Raw genomic sequence first — 18131 nt, 5'->3', positions numbered from 1 at the left:
GGGATAAACCGACGGTATTAAGATGTTTGAGTATATACATTATAAAAATCAAATCGAAAGGTTCCTTCGTCATATGTAAACCGCTTAAGAGTTACTACATCGTTATGAAGAAAGTGTTAGTTTTAGACACCTTGAATACTTTGATCTTATCTCCAAAAAATCATCACTATAACAAAAAAAGAGCAAGCTTCTCAGCTTGCTCTTTTACTTATGACGACGGTTCTTCCCACCAATTGGAATTGGCTTCGCTAAATATTTAATTCGTTCCATAATACGTGCTGATTTCATTTGTTCTGCTTCACCGCGTTGTGTATACGTTAAATGATGTTCCAACTCCTTGAAATCAAAGTTAGACGTAAAGAACGTCGGTAAGTTTTCTAACATACGGAACTGTAAGATTGCGCCAAGCACATCATCACGTACAAAACTTGACATCGCTTCTGCTCCGATATCATCTAACATTAATACTTGTACGCGTTTAACTGCATCAATCTTTTCACCAATCGAATTATCTTGAATCGAACTTTTAATTTCGCGTAGAAATTCAGGGAAGTATACGAGCATCGAACTAATTTTCTTTCGAGCAAGCTCATTTGCAATTGCCCCTAAAAGATACGTTTTCCCTACACCAAATTTACCATACAAATATAAACCTTGTACTTTTTCACCTGGTTCGAATGTGTTTAAAAATTCATTCGCTGCACCTATTGCATCAATACGCGCATCTAAATCTGAAGGGTCTAAATTTTCCATAGTTGCCTGTAAAATGTCAGCTGGCATATATACACTTTGAACAAGTTTTTCATATTTTTTTCTCTCATCATATGCTACTTTTCTAATGCAACGATCGTATTGAATATCAATCATCTTACCTTGGATGACGAGCTTCGGTTCATATCCTTGTAGCATGTTTTTACATGACCCTAAATCCGGACAATCCGCACACCCTACACTTTGTCCAATATATTCATACAACTTTACAAGGCTACGCTCAATCATAGAAGTCGTTACTTCACCTTTGTGTTCGTCTATAAATGCTTTCACACGCGGATGCGCCATCACTTCTGTCTTCAAGACTTCATATCTATTTTTAAAATTTTCATTTTCCATTAATTTCGTAAACGAATTTTGAATATGCTCCATTTCCTCACCTCAAAGAGCGTTCATTCTCTTTTATTAATCACGCTTATATTTTTTTAACACTTCTTCTAGTCGTTTTCGTTCATCGTCTAACGAACTTGTATTTTTCTCCATACTCACGTCCGTTTTCACAGTTTCTTTCACTTTTTCTTTCGGCTCTTCTTTAAGCCAATCTGGTACCATTTCTCTTCGCACTGTTTTCTTCGCCGTACGACCTTTTTTCTTCGTCTCAGCCCACTCTTGATATTGGCGGTTTTCTTCTTTCGCTAACGCCATCGCTTCAGCTACTGTACCGACCTTTTTTCTTGCCCAATGTCCAGCAATCTTCTCAACATACGTTTTCGCAAGTTTCATATCTGAGCGTAGCATAACGTAATAAATAAGTACATTCACAACCCCTGGTGTTAACTTTTGGTTTATCATTACATCCTCAACAATTTGCAAGTCTGCTTTCGTTGCTTCTGCACCGCCCGAAATTTCTTTCAATAGTTGTTTTGGCGATATTTCCTCTAACTGCTTCATTAGCATTTCTTCTTGCGTAGATGGCTCTGTCTCTTTCATCGTACGTGCAGCATGAGGTTGCACTCTTTCACTTAATATAGGTAATGCTTGACCATTTTCAAATTGATACCAATCACGAGCTCCTTTTCGAAGTCTTTCAATATCAATTGTTTGCACCTCTGTCACCGTACCAAGAACGATATTTTGCATCGATAACACATCCACACCATACACATAAGCGAGTGTAATGACACATTCTCGTACTTGATCTGTAATTGCCTTTTTAGGAACAAGCGCTGATAATCCCTCCACAAATAAAGAGAAATCAAAGAAATCATTCCAAACTTTCGGAGCATCCCCCTTCTCGTTACTTGGCATAGTTGTCGTTTTTGGGATACGAAGTTCTTCTTGCGCATGCTCAAACTGACCTGGGTTAAATGAATCAAATACATCGTTGAATGAGCGCGTAACATTTTCATAAGAAGCAAAATCGAATTCTTCTTCTAAGAAATATTGCTTTACTTGGTTATATTTTGTCCGACTCAATCGATTGTATAAAAAGATACTTAAAACAATATCATCAAAAAACTGCTTCGGAGATAACGGTGGTTGCAACTCATATATAAACATTCGAATATCTTTTTCTTTTTTAATATATACATTTAAAAGCCCAATCGCCTCTAACTTTACTCGTTCCTCATATATTTCAGGAAGTTGCATTTGCATGGTCACCATAAGGGAGTGATGTGTATTCTCTTTTCCAAATACACGATCTTGCTCTAACTCTCCCCATAGCGTCATGTATAAGCTAAAAGCTCTACTACCTATTAATGGCTGATACAACATTGTTAAAACTTTCCGGTCGTAATTATGTAACAACCCTTTCGCACTTACCTTATAACGATCAATCGGCAATAGCTCCATCCATGACTGTTTTTCCATTCTTGCTTTTCCTTTCTCTGATCCAATCTAACCTATATTTCACTCGTTCTATCTTTATTATATAATTTCTTAGCGAAAAAGAGCTATTAGCTTCCGCTTCTAGCTCTCTTATCTCATTTACTTACAGTATATAAAGAGAATATACTACACCTTCTACTCTCTCTCTTTTTGCAGTATATCTTTTAATTCTTCAATAAATACATTTAAATCTTTAAATTGACGATACACAGAAGCAAAACGTACGTAAGCAACATCATCAATATCACGAAGTTCTTCCATAACAATTTCACCAATCATATCACTTTTCACTTCTGATATACCTAAGTTACGAAGTTCACGCTCCACACTTTGTGTCACTTCCTCTAATTGCCTTAAAGATACAGGTCTTTTTTCACACGCTTTAATTAAACCGCGTAAAATCTTCTCTTTATTAAACTCTTCTCGTGTTCCTTCTTTTTTAACAACGATAAGAGGTGATTCTTCTACTCTTTCAAATGTTGTAAAGCGACTTAAACAACTTTCACACTCTCTTCTTCTTCGAATAGAGCGCCCCTCGTCTACCGGACGCGAATCTAACACTCTTGTGCCATTATGAAAACAGGATGGACAACGCAATTCATTCACTCCTTTACAATATAATCTTTATTTTTTCGCTACTCACCTACATGTGAAAATATATATACAATATTATATAACTCATTCTTATACACTGACCACTCTAAGTTATTACATATCATGATCCTATTTTATATAAACTAAAAAAGAGGTGCATTATACACCTCTTTACATTTTAAATCAATTATGTTCTTTTTTAAAGAGCTTTTGTTTCTCTCTGCTTAATTTCGAAGCTACCAGTGCCTCGAGGAAGCTCGATGCTCTCACGCGTTTTCGCGTTTAAACCTTCTGCAATATATTCTGCAGCAACATTTGGATCAATACGATCCCCACAAGTATAAACATCAATACTTGCGTAACCGTGCTCCGGAAAGCTATGAATTGTTAAATGTGATTCCGAGATAATTACTACTCCACTTACACCTTGTGGTGCAAATTTATGAAAAGCAACCTCACGTACTTCAGCACCAGCTCTTAGTGCTGCATCCACAAATAATTGTTCAATATACGGCATGTCATTAAGCTTGTCGAAATCGCAATCCCAAAGTTCAGCGATCACGTGACGACCCATCGTATCCATAGTATCCATTCTACAGTTCCCCCTTGTAAATTTATTCTAACTGTTCGAATTGAAAACTAATTTGCAATTTGGCTTGCTCCACTACCACGGGGGAAAGTTAGTCCAGAGAGGTCCTAACCCTTTAAGTAGTGACTACGTACCTCAGCTCTTAAGTTTACGAGTGTTAGTATACTTTGTTTATTTTCATTTTGCAACAACAGTTTTTTCGATTTTCTGTCATATTTTCCTCTTTACTTTTCCCTAAAAAAAATTAATGATTCACGAATACAGTAATCCCAACGTTTCGTGGTATGTCCACTATTTAAAAATATACTTATATAATTTTTTTCCTTTTCAGAAAAAAATAAAAAAGAGGGCAAATTTTCACTTGCCCTCTCTCGTTCACTTAAATATGTTGCACATTTTTTTGTTTCGCTAATTCATCAACAACTAACGTTACAAGATCTACAACACGACGAGAGTAGCCCCACTCGTTATCATACCAAGCAAGTACTTTCACTTTACGATCACCCATTACCATTGTAGACAAACCATCAATAATAGCTGAGTGTGTATTTGTATTAAAATCGATAGACACTAAAGGCTCTTCGCTGAATTCTACAATTCCTTTTAATGCACCGTTTGCAACAGTTTTGAACGCTTCATTAATATCTTCAACTGTTACATCACGTTTTACGTCTACTACTAGGTCAACAAGAGACACGTTTGGTGTTGGTACACGAAGTGCCATACCATGAAGTTTGCCGTTTAAGTGCGGAAGAACTTTTGATAGCGCTTTCGCAGCACCTGTCGTTGTCGGAATAATTGATTGTCCGCAAGCACGTGCTCTTCTTAAATCTTTATGTGGGTTATCAATATTTTTTTGGTCATTTGTATAAGCATGAACAGTCGTCATTAAACCGTTTTCAATTCCGAACTGCTCATCTAACACCTTTACAACAGGCGCTAAACAGTTTGTTGTACAAGATGCATTTGAAATAACAGTATGTTTTGTAATATCTAATTGGTCTTCGTTCACACCAACTACAATTGTTACATCTTCATTTTTACCAGGCGCTGTTAAAATAACTTTTTTCGCTCCAGCTTCAACGTGAAGAATTGCTTTTTCTTTCGAGTTAAATTTACCAGTTGCTTCAATTACAACTTCAACACCCAAATCTGTCCAAGGCAATTCCTTTGGATCGCGGTTGTTTAAAAGGCGAATCATTTTCCCATCAACTAATAAGTGATCTTCAAATGCTTCTACTGTTCCGTCAAACTTACCATGAACTGTATCATATTTAATTAAATGTGCTAACGTTTCTGATGGATAGCTTGCATTGATTGCTACAATTTCGAATGCGCTTTCTTTTATTGCCTGACGAAATACCATTCTCCCAATACGTCCAAATCCATTAATTGCCACACGAGTCATAATATGTTATCCCCCTTGAATGCGTTATACTATTTATCTCCAATCCCAATAATAGTATAACACAAAAAGGGGATATGTCACTAAGCATTTTCATTAATTTCACAATTTTTTAGTCAATAATGTTCCATTTCTTTAAAATCACCTGCAATTGTGTTTTCGTTCCCATAATTGTGCCATCATTATTTATCACTTCATCTGCATTCTTCACTTTTTCTTCTAACGGCATTTGAGATTGAATACGAGCCGTTGCTTCTTCTTCTGAAAAATTATTTCGTTTCATTAAACGTTCTAATTGCGTATGTGGCTTAACTGCTACAACTAAAACGCGGTCAACGAGACTTGTTAATTTGCTTTCAAATAAGAGAGGAATATCTAACACAACCGCTTGCATACCTTCCTTTATGTACATTTCCTTTTGCGTATTCATTTCCTCACGCACTGCAGGATGAACAATTTTATTTAACTGCAATCGTTTTTCTTCATTATAGAAAACGACACTTCCTAATTTCGGCCGATCCAGTTCTCCATCTTCTTGTAATACTTCCGTTCCAAACACTTCTACTATTTTGTTATATGCTGGTTTTCCTCGCTCTACAACTTCTCTTGCAATAATATCCGCATCAATAACTGGTATACTCAGTTCACGAAACATTTCTGATACCGTACTTTTCCCGCTTGCAATGCCTCCCGTTAATCCAATTACTACTGTCATCATAATCCTCCTCACAATATAAAAGGCGCGAAACTAATGTTCCACGCCCATACTTACATTTTCCAAATTCCAATAATAATGAGTAATACCCCAGGCAGGAATGTAAATTTTTGTAACCATTTCATATTTGATAAAACCGTTCCAAGTTTCATTCCAATAAATAAAAACAAAGAACTCATCACTGCAACTAACATCGCCATCATAGCAGGTGCATACCCTAATAAAGATGCACCAATTCCAGCACCGAACGAATCTATAGAAAGAGCGATACCAAGAAGTAACGCTTCTCCTGCAGAAATGGTGCCTGATTTATCAAAATCTGCAACAGTCGGTTTCCGTAAAATTTGAATCACTAGCCCGAGCGAAGCAATTTCTAATTTCCATACCTTCTCCTCTTGCTTCGGTTCTTCTTTCTTCTCACTTCGAAAAAATTGATATAATACCCAAATTCCTATTCCAATAAGAACAAGCCCACCGATACGCGTTGCGATAACAGGTGAAAATATTTTCGCGATCATATGTCCAATTCCCATTGAAACAAGCATAACAGCCGCTGAACACATTCCGATAATTATAATTGATCTTAGTGGAATTCTTACGCTTCTTAAACCATATGTTAGCCCTACACTACAGCTATCTAAGCTTAATGTAAAAGCTAATAAAATAAGAGATAAATAAAGGTACATCGGTAAGCTCCTCCCTTATACATAGCTCTGCTGTATGTATATGACAAATGCCTATCCGATGTTATCTCTTTTCTATATTCTTGGCTGACAAATTGGGCAGTAATGCGTTCCTCTTCCGCCAACAACTGTTTTTTCTAATATCGTACCGCAAGTTACACACGGTTCTCCCTTTTTTCCGTATACATTTAGAAGTTCTTGGAACGAACCAATTTGCCCTTGCGAGTTGATATACGTTCGAATTGTACTTCCGCCACGCTTCACTGCTTCGCCTAGCGTTGTAACAGTCGCCTCGTAAATTCGTTCAATTTCTTCTGCTGTTAAAGACGATGCTTCTCGTTCCGGATGAATTTGAGAACGGAATAACACTTCATCTACATATATATTTCCAAGCCCCACTAAAAGACGCTGATCTAATAATACAACTTTTATTTTACGATTTGTTTTTTGCAATCTTTCTTGTAAATACTGCGGTGTCAATTCAGCATCAAATGGCTCCGGGCCTAAGTCAGCAAGAGGCATTTGATTCAACTCTTCACCTTTCTTAAAGAGATGCATCGTACCAAACTTTCTCACATCTTTATAATGTAATTCAGTTCCATCTGTAAATAAGAAACGGACGTGCGTATGTTTATCAATTGGCTCATCCTCTTGATGAAGTAAAAACTTACCTTCCATACGCAAATGTGAAACAATGACATAATTCGTTACATATAAAAGCAAAAACTTTCCTCTTCGCTTTATATTTTCAATTGTCTCGCCTCTTAGCATTTCTTTAAAGATTTCTGCATCATCCGGTCGTTTCACTATTTTCGGATAAGTAATAACGACATCTTCAATCGTTTTTCCTGTTACAAGAGTTTCAAGCGTCCGTCTAACGTTTTCAACCTCTGGTAATTCTGGCATTTCATCACGTCCTTATTTCGCGTCGTACCAAGTTGGACCGTAAGAATAATCAACTTTCAATGGAACGGCTAGTTCAATTGCATGCTCCATTACTTCTGGTACAAGCTTCTCTAATTTTTCAATTTCTTCTTGTGGTGCTTCAAATATCAATTCATCGTGTACTTGTAGAAGAAGACGAGCTTGTAATCCTTCTTCTTCTAAACGATCTGCCATAATAATCATCGCTTTTTTAATAATATCTGCTGCAGTACCTTGAATTGGTGTATTCATAGCTGTACGCTCAGCAAAGCTACGTAAATTGAAATTACGACTCGTAATTTCCGGAATATAACGGCGGCGATTTAATAATGTAGCCACATATCCTTTTTGTTTCGCATCTTTTACGATGTCACTCATGTAATCTTGTACACCAGGGAAGCTTTCTAAATACTTTTCAATAAATTCCGCTGCTGCTTTTCTTGTAATTCCTAAGTTTTGTGAAAGACCATAATCACTAATACCATACACAATTCCGAAGTTAACAGCTTTCGCTTGTCGTCTCATATTTGAAGTTACTTCATCTTTTTCAACACCAAATACATCCATAGCTGTTTTCGTATGAATATCCATGTCATGTTGGAACGCGTCAACTAGCCCTTTATCATTTGCAATATGAGCTAATACGCGAAGTTCAATTTGTGAATAATCTGCCGCGTACATAATCCATCCTTCTTCTGATGGAACAAATGCCTGACGAATCTTTCTTCCTTCTTCTAATCGAATCGGGATATTTTGCAAGTTCGGATCCGTTGAACTTAATCGACCTGTTTGCGTTAATACTTGATTGAAACGAGTATGGATTTTAGATGAATCTTCATGTACAACTTTTAATAAACCTTCAATATAAGTTGAATTTAGTTTCCCTAATTGACGATAATGTAAAATGTTTGGAATGATTTCATGGCGATCCATAAGCTTTTCTAGTACATCTGCTGACGTAGAATAACCTGTTTTCGTCTTTTTAATAACTGGTAAGTTTAAGTTCTCAAACAGAATAACACCAAGCTGCTTCGGTGAATTAATATTAAATTCTGTTCCCGCCAGCTTATAAATTTCCTGTTCCATTTCCTTTAATCTACCTGCAAGTTCTTCTCCCATATTACGAAGACGCTCCGTATCAACTTTTACACCTTTTACTTCCATATCAGCTAATACACGCGCAAGTGGTAATTCTAACTCTGTAAACAGTTCATATTGCTCATTCTTTTGTAACTCTTCTACGAATGTTTGCTTTACATCATATAATACGTGCACTTTACGAGCTACATGCTCCGCTACTACTTCCAACTCTGGAACAGCACGCTTTGCACCTTTTCCGTAAACTTCTTCATCGGATTTCACGGCATGCGTTTCTTTCATTTTCGCTACAGTACGGAAATCTTTATCCGTATCAGCTGGATCAAGTAAATAAGCAGCGATTAATAAATCAAAGTCAATTCCTTGAATATCTATACCGTTCCATTTGAGTGCAACGATAGCTCGCTTCGCATCGAATGTATGCTTTCTCATTTCTCCATTTGCAAGCCACGCTTTGAAAGCCTCGGATGCAAGAGCTATATCCGTCTGAATAAAGTAGCAACCATTTTCATTTTGAATGCCAAAACCTTGAATGTCCGCTTTATGATAGTTATCTTCTTGCACTTCTACAATAAGTGCACTATCTTGCTGAAGCATTTCTTCTGTAACTTCTTCCACAATATCAAATGTAATATCATCTAATTCAGCTGGAGCTGTTTCTTCAGGCGTAACACCTAACTTATTTAAAAGAGATGTAAATCCTAAATTCTCAAACATTGGAATAACATCACTTGGTTCATACCCTTTATATTCCATATCATCTACATGCACAGTAATTGGTGCATCTGTAATAATAGTCGCAAGTTCTTTACTCATAAGAGCTTGTTCTTTATTTGCTTCTAACTTTTCTTTTAATTTCTTTCCGCTCACTTGATCTAAGTTTTCATATACTGCTTCAACCGTTTCAAATTGCGTTAATAATTTAATGGCTGTCTTCTCACCAACACCTGGTACACCTGGAATGTTATCTGATTGGTCTCCCATTAAACCTTTCATATCGATAATTTGCTTTGGTGATAAGCTATATTTCTCAAATAAAGCTTCTTTCGTATATTCATCTACTTCTGTAATTCCTTTGCGTGGAATACATACAAGTGTATTATCAGAAACAAGTTGAAGTAAGTCTTTATCTCCTGAAATAACTTTTACATAAGCCCCTTGCTCACTCGCTTCCTTCGCTAGGGTTCCCATAATGTCATCCGCTTCATAGTTTTCTAATTCATAGCGCGGAACATTAAATGCATCAAGTACTTCGCGAATAAATGGGAATTGCTCTGATAACTCAGGTGGAGTCTTTTGACGTCCTCCCTTGTAATCACTATACGTTTTATGACGGAATGTTGTTTTCCCCGCATCAAACGCCACAAGCATATGCGTCGGTTTTTCTTCCTCTAGTATCCTCATTAACATCATTGTAAAACCATAAATTGCGTTCGTATGTATACCTTTGTCGTTATTTAAAAGCGGTAGTGCAAAGAAAGCACGATACGCGATATTATTACCATCTACTAATACGACTTTTTTTTCCAAACTACAAACCTCCCCATACATATTTGAAACGATTTTTTCCACAGAAAAAAACCGTTTCTGTCCTCTCTCTATATTAACATGACTAATAGAGAGAAGAAAAATAACGGCTATTTTCTATCATATATACAAACGTTTACTAACATAAAAGGGAAGTGACAAGAACAGCATAACTATTCTCGTCCAAAATTACTCCTTGGATGAAGGGGTTTTCATCTATTATATTAACAGAGCTTTATTAATATTTAATTAAGCCATTGTTAATATATTGTAAATATCCTTCACCCTATTTTTCAGTAGCTGATTTTGGCAAAACAACCGTAAATGTTGTTCCTTCCCCAACCTCACTATCCACCGTAATCGTACCTTGATGCGCTTCAACTAAATGTTTCACAATTGATAAACCAAGACCCGTTCCACCCGTATTTCTACTTCTTGCTTTATCCACTCGGTAAAAGCGTTCAAAAATACGTGGGATTTCCTCTTTACTAATACCAATTCCAGTATCAGATACTTTTATATAAGCATTATATTTATCTTCTTCCAATTCAACAGAAACAACGCCTCCAGCAGGTGTATATACAATCGCGTTATTAATTAAATTAATAAAGATTTGTTTCAAACGGCCTGGATCCCCAATAACAGAGACACGTTTTAATGCATTCACTTGTAAAGAGATTTCTTTTTCTCCTGCTTTATTATCAAGCACCATATGAATATCTTCAAGAAGTCCCTTCATATCAACGGTCCCCATATTTAGTTTAAACCCTTGTTGCTCGATCTTTGACAAGTCTAATAAATCTTCAATTAATCCTTGCATGCGTTCACTTTCTTTTAAAATAATATGTAAGAAATGTTCGCAGAATTTTTTATTATCCATAGCCCCATCCAAGAGCGTTTCTGAAAAACCTTTAATAGAAGTAATTGGCGTCTTTAGTTCATGAGAAACATTCGCTAAAAAGTCTTTTCTCATTTGTTCTAATTTCTTTAACTCTGTTATGTCATGGAACACAAGAACAATACCTTTCCATTCATGGTTCGTCCCGATAATCGGTGCTCCATATACTTCAAAATGCTTTCGCTCAATTCCAAGCGGCAATAACATTTGTTTACGCACTTTCACTTCTGTCATAAAGATTTCTTCCACAAGCTCAATAATTTCTGTATGATGAAACGATTCATAATATAAGCGATCTAAATATTCTTCATCTGTTACGTGGAAAGTTTCCTTATAAGAACGGTTTACAAGGTTTATATAACCGCGGCTATCAATTAAAATCATTCCACTTCCCATATTTTCAATTAACGTATGCAGACGATCCTGTTGCATTTCCTGCTCAAGTGTCATCTCTTGTAAATTACGAGCTAAAATATTAATCGCTTTACTCAGCATCCCTGTTTCATCCGAATGACTTTCATAAGCCCGTGCTTTATAATTTCCCTTCGCTAATTCAATGGCAACTTTCGTAACCGATTCAATCGGCCTAATATATTGCCCCGTAATTTTCATACCTAAAAATACGACTACGAGACAAGCGATAACAAATCCGATAATTAATAATCCCCACGTTTTTTGATGTACGTCTTTCAATGGCTCAATTGTACTTTTCACCAAAATATATCCTTGTTTTCCTGCTAGATCTTGAACGAACACCGCATGATAAAATTCATTCTTTTGATCTGTTTCTTGCGTAATCACTTTACTTCGTTGTTTTGCTGCTTCCGAAGAAAGCTCTTTAATCGTCTCTTGACTAAATGCAGATTGTTGCCCTTTGCTATATTGAACTTTCTTTTTTTCATCCACAAATACAATAGAAGCTGGTATTTTTTCTTCTAACTTTTCAAATACATATGGCTTTTTTAAAACATCATCAAAACCTTGTTCTTCTGCTAATACTGCAACATACTCTGTCTCTCGTACCATTCTCTCTTTCGCATGATCTATATAATAGTTTTCAAACACAGTTTCTAGTAATAAACCGAGTCCGACTAAAATAAATACAATAAGAGAAACAAATGTAAAAAGAAGCCTGGAACGAAATTTATTCATCCCCTTTTGGCTCCTCTAATTTATATCCTAAACCACGTATCGTTTTAATGTACGTCGGTTTTTTCGTATTTTGTTCAATTTTATCGCGTAAGTGGCTAATATGAACATCAACAATTCGTGTATCACCAGCAAAGTCATAATTCCATACAGCACTTAATAATTGATCACGCGTCAACACGCGACTTTTATTTTTCGCAAGATAAACAAGTAGTTCAAATTCTTTTGGGGTCAATTCAAGCTTTCTTCCTTGGAAATAAGCCTCATAAAACTCCGGTAAAATTTTAAGGTCTACAATTGTGATACTATCTTCATCTGGCGCTTCTGCAGCTTGTTCTTCATGTTGTAATTTCGTACGGCGCAAAATCGCCTTCACACGCGCAACAACTTCCCTTGGACTAAATGGCTTCGTCATATAATCATCAGCCCCAAGCTCAAGACCTAGCACCTTATCAAATTCATCATCTTTTGCTGTTAACATTAAAATCGGCGTCATAACACGCTGCAATCGTAATTCTTTACACACTTCCATACCATCCATTTTCGGAAGCATTAAATCTAATATAATTAAATCTGGGCGTTCTGTTGTCGCTTTGTGAAGCGCCATTTCTCCATCCATTGCTGTAATCACTTCAAACCCAGCTTGTTGTAAATTAAATTCAATTAAAGTTAAGATAAATTCCTCATCATCAACTACTAAAATACGATTGTTCATTCTTTTCCTCCAAGTTATAGACTTGAAACCTTCTTCATCCTAGTATTTTCCCCGTTATTCTCATCATACTAGAAAACAGGTCCCCCCTCAATATAATTGTCTATTCATGGAGCTCGTTTGTACTAACGTTTCGAAAATAAAAACAATGAAACTTCATTCCATTTCTCTCTTGGCTACCCAAACTTGATAGATGAATCTACCTTTTTCAAAGTGTTTTTCCGTATGAACTATCCACACTCTCTCCTGCGCTAAGAAAAAAGAAAGAGCATACGCTATTTTATAATCTGGTGTTTCATATCCATCAAATACACTCCCGTACATTTCATTCGCGATTGAGTCTGCCCACACTTCAGCCTCTCTTATCGTTTCAAAGATAACGTCTTCCCTTTTCCATCTCACTTAAAAAATCCCTCCTTCAATTGACTTCAGTTATTAAAGTATGTGATAATTTAATATAATAATCAATATATATGAATATTAACAATATGGAGGTTCTATTATGCGACTAGTACTACCTATTCTAACTTTAGTAGTAACATGTATTCTTACTTTCAACACTCCAAGCTGGGATACGATTAAAACGGGTTGTTCGGATTTCGCTGAAGGCTTTGCTGAAGGATTCTTTAACTAAAAATAGCGCTAGCTCCCTTATTAAAGGTATGCTAGCGCTATTCATATTTTCATGTTTTAAAAATTATCTAATGCTTTTTCCATAATAGAAACAGATTTAAAAGGTGGCGTTACTGTTAATGAACCTTTTACAACATGCTCTCCTTGTTCATCATAAGCTGATACGAGCATATCAATTGTATGTTCCTCCTCTGAAACAGCCACAACTTCAAAGTGGATTTGTAACGTTTCATAATGGTGAACATGTTTCACGAACGTAAGGTCCTTCCTAGTAATATGACTACCTGGACCTGGTAAATATTTCGTAACCGCCGTTGTAATCAGCCCTGTTAGCATAATGCTTGGTACAATCGGCTTTTCATACGGAGTTTGGGATGCGTAATCATGCTGAATATATAATGGATTGGCATCATTCGTTAACCCTAAGTACAATAACAAATCTTTATCCTCAATTTTTTCAGTGATAGATAATTTCTCTCCTACTGTAATTTCATCCATTCTACGACCAATTTGAACTTTTTTCTTTAACATGTTACAACCCCCTCCGATTTTTTCACCTTATTATCCTAATAAAAGCGATACCTTATCCGAAATTTACTGTGATGAGGGCAATATATAGTATAAGTCTATAGTTTCATTATAGGATACACCAAATGATAGCGTTTTCATGTTATTTCAAAAAAACATTTCAATATATAGTAGAAAAAGATTCGGGGCCCCGAATCTTTTTCCACTTATATTTAATTATTAAACAAGAACTTTCATAACGTTACGTACAGATTCTACAGAGCGATCTAACGCTTCTTTTTCATCTTCAAGAAGTTCTAATTCAATAATTTTTTCAATTCCGTTACCACCTAGAATTACTGGTACTCCTAAGTAAAGGTCACTATAACCATATTCACCTTCAAGGTAAGCAATAGCTGGTAATACACGGCGTTGATCTTTCAAGATTGCTTCTGTCATTTCAACTAAAGAAGCTGCTGGCGCATAATATGCACTACCGTTTCCTAATAAGCCTACAATCTCACCGCCACCTTTACGTGTACGTTCTACGATTGCTTCTAAACGCTCTTTTGGAATTAATGTTTCTAACGGAATGCCACCTGCATAGGAGTAGCGTACAAGAGGTACCATATCGTCACCATGTCCACCAAGAACAAATCCTGTAATGTCTTTCACAGAAAGATTTAATTCTTGTGAAATGAATGTACGGAAACGAGCTGTATCTAATACGCCCGATTGACCGATAACACGCTCTTTCGGGAATCCTGCTTCTTTAAATACAGAATATGTCATTGCATCAACTGGATTTGTTAATACAACAATAATCGCATTTGGTGAATGTTTTGCAATGTCGCGCGTAATACTTTTCATAATTTTAGAGTTTGTTGCTACTAAGTCATCACGGCTCATACCAGGCTTACGTGCAATACCTGCTGTAATAACGACAACGTCAGAATCAGAAGTATCTGCGTAATCAGATGTACCAATAATGTTAGCATCAAAACCTTGTACTGGGCTCGCTTCTAACATATCTAACGCTTTCCCTTTTGTTGGATTTTCCAGCTGTGGAATGTCCACTAATACAACATCTGCAAGTTCTTTTTGTGCTAATAAGAATGCTGTTGTTGCTCCTGTAAATCCTGCACCGATGACTGAAACTTTCTTGCGTTTGATTGTCATAATTTACCCCCCGCTTTAATTATGCGTTTTTGATTATCGCTACATCCATGTTTTTAATAAGTTCATTAGCGAACTCAGAACATTTCACTTCTGTTGCACCTTCCATTAAGCGTGCGAAATCATATGTTACTACTTTTGAAGCAATTGTTTTCTCAACTGAATCAGTTACTAAATTCGCAGCTTCGTTCCATCCTAAGTGCTCTAATAATAGTACACCTGAAAGAAGAACTGAAGATGGGTTTACTTTATCTAAACCTGCATATTTTGGAGCTGTACCATGTGTAGCTTCAAAGATAGCATGTCCAGTCACATAGTTAATGTTTGCACCAGGTGCAATACCAATTCCACCTACTTGTGCAGCAAGTGCATCAGAGATGTAGTCTCCGTTTAAGTTCATTGTTGCAACAACATCGAACTCACGTGGACGAGTTAAAATTTGTTGTAAGAAGATGTTTGCAATAGAATCTTTTACGATGATTTTCCCAGCCACTTCTGCGTCTGCCATCGCTTTATTCGCTGCATCTTTTCCATCTTTTTCAACGATACGATCATATTCAGCCCAAGTAAATACTTTGTCGCCGAATTCTTGTTCCGCTACTTCGTAACCCCAGTTCTTGAAAGCACCTTCTGTAAATTTCATAATGTTTCCTTTATGAACTAATGTAACAGAAGAGCGTTTTTCGTTAATTGCATATTGAATTGCAGCACGAACAAGACGCTTTGTCCCTTCTTCTGAGATTGGTTTAATACCGATACCAGATGTTTCTGGGAAGCGGATTTTATTAACACCCATTGCTTCTTTTAAGAAAGCAAGAACTTTTTCTGCTTCTGGAGAACCTTGTGCATATTCAATTCCAGCATAAATGTCTTCTGTATTTTCACGGAAAATAACCATATCAGTATCTTCCGGACGTTTTACAGGTGAAGGAACACCTTCAAAGTAACGAACTGGACGTAGACATACATATAAATCTAATTCTTGACGAAGCGCTACGTTTAGAGAACGAATGCCACCGCCAACTGGAGTTGTAAGTGGACCTTTAATTGCGATTAAATATTCACGGATTAAATTTAAAGTCTCTTCTGGTAACCACTCGCCTGTTTGGTTGAATGCTTTTTCCCCTGCAAACACTTCTTTCCAAACGATTTTCTTCTCACCATCATAAGCTTTTTCAACTGCTGCTTCTAGTACGCGAGACGCTGCAGCCCAAATATCAGGACCAATTCCATCTCCTTCGATAAATGGAATAATCGGATTGTTTGGTACATTCATAACACCATTAGTTACAGTAATTTTTTCACCTGTCGTCAATGTGATAACCCCCATGTTTGAAATTTCATATGTATGAAACTGAGGGAATAACCCCTCAGTTCAAACCGTTAGTCAAATTTAAATATTCTAATCATTACATCTTCCCGGAAAAATCAGACTTTTGAAAGCGTATTTTTACTATCGAAATAGTGTTTTTCGCTTATCGTTGTGCAATTGGAACATACACTTGATGCGTAGGTCCATTATAATCAGCACGTGGACGGATTAAACGGTTATTTTCATATTGTTCTAGAATATGAGCTAACCAGCCTGACATACGGCTAATTGCAAAAATAGGTGTAAATAAGTCATGGTCAATTCCTAAACAATGGTATACAGAAGCTGAATAGAAATCAACATTTGGTGGAAGACCTTTTTCTTTTGTTACAATGTCTTCAATTTTGATAGACATATTATACCATTTGTCTTCTCCTAAAAGCACGCATAATCTCTTAGACATTTCACGTAAATGTTTTGCACGTGGATCACCATGCTCATACACACGGTGGCCAAAGCCCATGATTTTCACTTTATTTTGAAGAGCATTATGAATATATGATTCTACATTTTCTTCTTCGCCAATTTCAGTTAACATCTTCATTACATTTTCGTTTGCCCCTCCGTGAAGAGGACCTTTTAATGCACCGATTGCTGCTGTAATACCAGAATATACATCTGAAAGTGTAGCTACGCAAACACGTGCAGTAAATGTAGAAGCGTTTAACTCATGATCTGCATGAAGTACAAGCGCCTTATCAAAAGCTTCAATTTCAACTTCATTTGGCTCACGATCATTTAACATGTACAAGAAGTTTGCAGCTAATGATAAATCTTTTCTCGGCTCAACAATATCTAAACCTTTACGGATTCTTGCATACGCAGCAATTAAAGTTCCTACTTGAGCTTGTAATTTAACCGCTTTCAAATAATTGGACTTCTCATCCATAATTTCAGCGCTCTCATCGTATAATGATAGCATGGAAATCGCAGTTCGTAAAACAGACATCGGATGCGCGATTTTTAAATCTACTTGTTTCAAATATGTTAAAATTTCACCTGGTACTTTATAGTATTCAGATACAGTTGTACTAAATTCCGCTAGTTCTTTTTCGTTAGGAAGCTTGCGGTGCCATAATAAGTACACTACTTCTTCAAATGTAGCATTCTCCGCTAAATCATCAATATTATACCCAACATAAGTTAATGTATCATCAATAATAGAGCTCACAGATGATGTTGTTGCTACTACCCCTTCTAAACCTCGAATAACAGTCATGACATTCTCTCCTTTTCCTGAAAATTCTCCCAACCTTGCTCCTTATATCTATTTGCTCCCCTTATAAATTATGAACGCTCGTTCACTCTTTAGGCAAGCAAAATGCACGTTCATGCAAATTTGTTGCGATGTTCCCCTCTTATTGTCCATTGCATGGAAAGCATGAGCGTGAATGTCTCCCCGAATCCTCACGCTCAGAACAACAAGTTAGTGAGGAAAATGAATCCCGAAGAGTTTTATGATAAAAACAACATAAAACAATATCATTATAAAATTGTTTTATGTTGTTTTTATTTTATCTGGTGTATAGTCTCTGCTGTTATGTAACT

At 36.4% G+C, this 18131-nt stretch carries 17 protein-coding genes; 1 reads left to right on the top strand and 16 read right to left on the bottom strand.

All coding sequences use genetic code 11. The features are described 5' to 3' along the window. Positions 1-204 precede the first annotated feature (204 nt). From dnaI to SJY24_RS07375, 12 genes are all read right to left on the bottom strand, one after another. Positions 205-1143, bottom strand: coding sequence for a primosomal protein DnaI (gene dnaI, locus SJY24_RS07430; RefSeq protein WP_377864266.1), 939 nt, complete (start codon positions 1141-1143; stop codon positions 205-207). Between the two features lie 33 nt (positions 1144-1176). Further along, positions 1177-2583 carry a replication initiation and membrane attachment family protein gene (locus tag SJY24_RS07425; RefSeq protein WP_377864265.1) on the bottom strand — a complete coding sequence of 469 codons (1407 nt, stop codon included), beginning with the start codon at positions 2581-2583 and terminating at the stop codon, positions 1177-1179. Positions 2584-2736: 153 nt separating this feature from the next. After that, positions 2737-3198 carry a transcriptional regulator NrdR gene (gene nrdR / locus SJY24_RS07420; protein WP_001203686.1) on the bottom strand — a complete coding sequence of 154 codons (462 nt, stop codon included), beginning with the start codon at positions 3196-3198 and terminating at the stop codon, positions 2737-2739. A gap of 196 nt (positions 3199-3394) precedes the next feature. Continuing rightward, positions 3395-3778 (bottom strand): adenosylmethionine decarboxylase, encoded by a 384-nt coding sequence (gene speD / locus SJY24_RS07415; RefSeq protein WP_002003660.1) that lies wholly within the window; start codon positions 3776-3778, stop codon positions 3395-3397. Between the two features lie 385 nt (positions 3779-4163). Further along, on the bottom strand, positions 4164-5192 hold the full coding sequence (locus SJY24_RS07410) for a glyceraldehyde-3-phosphate dehydrogenase (protein WP_097832088.1): 1029 nt from the start codon (positions 5190-5192) through the stop codon (positions 4164-4166). 109 nt (positions 5193-5301) lie between these two features. Further along, the gene (coaE, locus tag SJY24_RS07405) at positions 5302-5904 is read right to left on the bottom strand and encodes a dephospho-CoA kinase (RefSeq protein WP_377864264.1); all 603 of its coding nucleotides are present in this window, start codon (positions 5902-5904) and stop codon (positions 5302-5304) included. Positions 5905-5957: 53 nt separating this feature from the next. Next, positions 5958-6590: a sporulation membrane protein YtaF gene (gene ytaF / locus SJY24_RS07400; RefSeq protein WP_270341945.1), complete on the bottom strand. Its 633-nt coding sequence runs from the start codon at positions 6588-6590 to the stop codon at positions 5958-5960. A gap of 72 nt (positions 6591-6662) precedes the next feature. After that, positions 6663-7493: a DNA-formamidopyrimidine glycosylase gene (gene mutM / locus SJY24_RS07395; protein WP_377864263.1), complete on the bottom strand. Its 831-nt coding sequence runs from the start codon at positions 7491-7493 to the stop codon at positions 6663-6665. 12 nt (positions 7494-7505) lie between these two features. Next, complete coding sequence (polA, locus tag SJY24_RS07390; protein WP_377864262.1) at positions 7506-10139, bottom strand: DNA polymerase I; 2634 nt, start codon at positions 10137-10139, stop codon at positions 7506-7508. Between the two features lie 283 nt (positions 10140-10422). Then, positions 10423-12186: a sensory box histidine kinase PhoR gene (gene phoR, locus SJY24_RS07385; protein WP_377864261.1), complete on the bottom strand. Its 1764-nt coding sequence runs from the start codon at positions 12184-12186 to the stop codon at positions 10423-10425. Beyond that, positions 12179-12898 (bottom strand): two-component system response regulator PhoP, encoded by a 720-nt coding sequence (gene phoP, locus SJY24_RS07380; protein WP_377864259.1) that lies wholly within the window; start codon positions 12896-12898, stop codon positions 12179-12181. The genes phoR and phoP overlap by 8 nt, the downstream gene beginning before the upstream one ends. 153 nt (positions 12899-13051) lie before the next feature. After that, the gene (locus SJY24_RS07375; protein ID WP_377864258.1) at positions 13052-13297 is read right to left on the bottom strand and encodes a hypothetical protein; all 246 of its coding nucleotides are present in this window, start codon (positions 13295-13297) and stop codon (positions 13052-13054) included. Between the two features lie 100 nt (positions 13298-13397). Here SJY24_RS07375 and SJY24_RS07370 point away from each other — a divergent pair, with 100 nt between their 5' ends. Next, complete coding sequence (locus SJY24_RS07370; protein WP_377864257.1) at positions 13398-13529, top strand: hypothetical protein; 132 nt, start codon at positions 13398-13400, stop codon at positions 13527-13529. 56 nt (positions 13530-13585) lie between these two features. On the opposite strand, the gene SJY24_RS07365 is transcribed toward SJY24_RS07370, so the two are convergent. The 4 genes from SJY24_RS07365 to citZ all read right to left on the bottom strand — a co-directional run bounded on the left by SJY24_RS07365 (position 13586) and on the right by citZ (position 17835). Next, positions 13586-14059, bottom strand: coding sequence for a MaoC family dehydratase (locus SJY24_RS07365; RefSeq protein WP_000914188.1), 474 nt, complete (start codon positions 14057-14059; stop codon positions 13586-13588). Positions 14060-14275: 216 nt separating this feature from the next. After that, positions 14276-15214, bottom strand: coding sequence for a malate dehydrogenase (gene mdh, locus SJY24_RS07360; RefSeq protein WP_377864256.1), 939 nt, complete (start codon positions 15212-15214; stop codon positions 14276-14278). Positions 15215-15233: 19 nt separating this feature from the next. Further along, a complete protein-coding gene (icd, locus tag SJY24_RS07355) occupies positions 15234-16526 on the bottom strand; it encodes an NADP-dependent isocitrate dehydrogenase (RefSeq protein ID WP_377864255.1) in 1293 nt (430 codons plus the stop codon). A gap of 160 nt (positions 16527-16686) precedes the next feature. Further along, the gene (gene citZ, locus SJY24_RS07350) at positions 16687-17835 is read right to left on the bottom strand and encodes a citrate synthase (RefSeq protein ID WP_377864254.1); all 1149 of its coding nucleotides are present in this window, start codon (positions 17833-17835) and stop codon (positions 16687-16689) included. Between the last annotated feature and the right edge of the window lie 296 nt (positions 17836-18131).

Source organism: Bacillus sp. R86525, assembly GCF_042466195.1.
GTDB lineage: Bacteria > Bacillota > Bacilli > Bacillales > Bacillaceae_G > Bacillus_A > Bacillus_A nitratireducens.
This window is presented reverse-complemented; position numbering and strand designations above follow the sequence as displayed.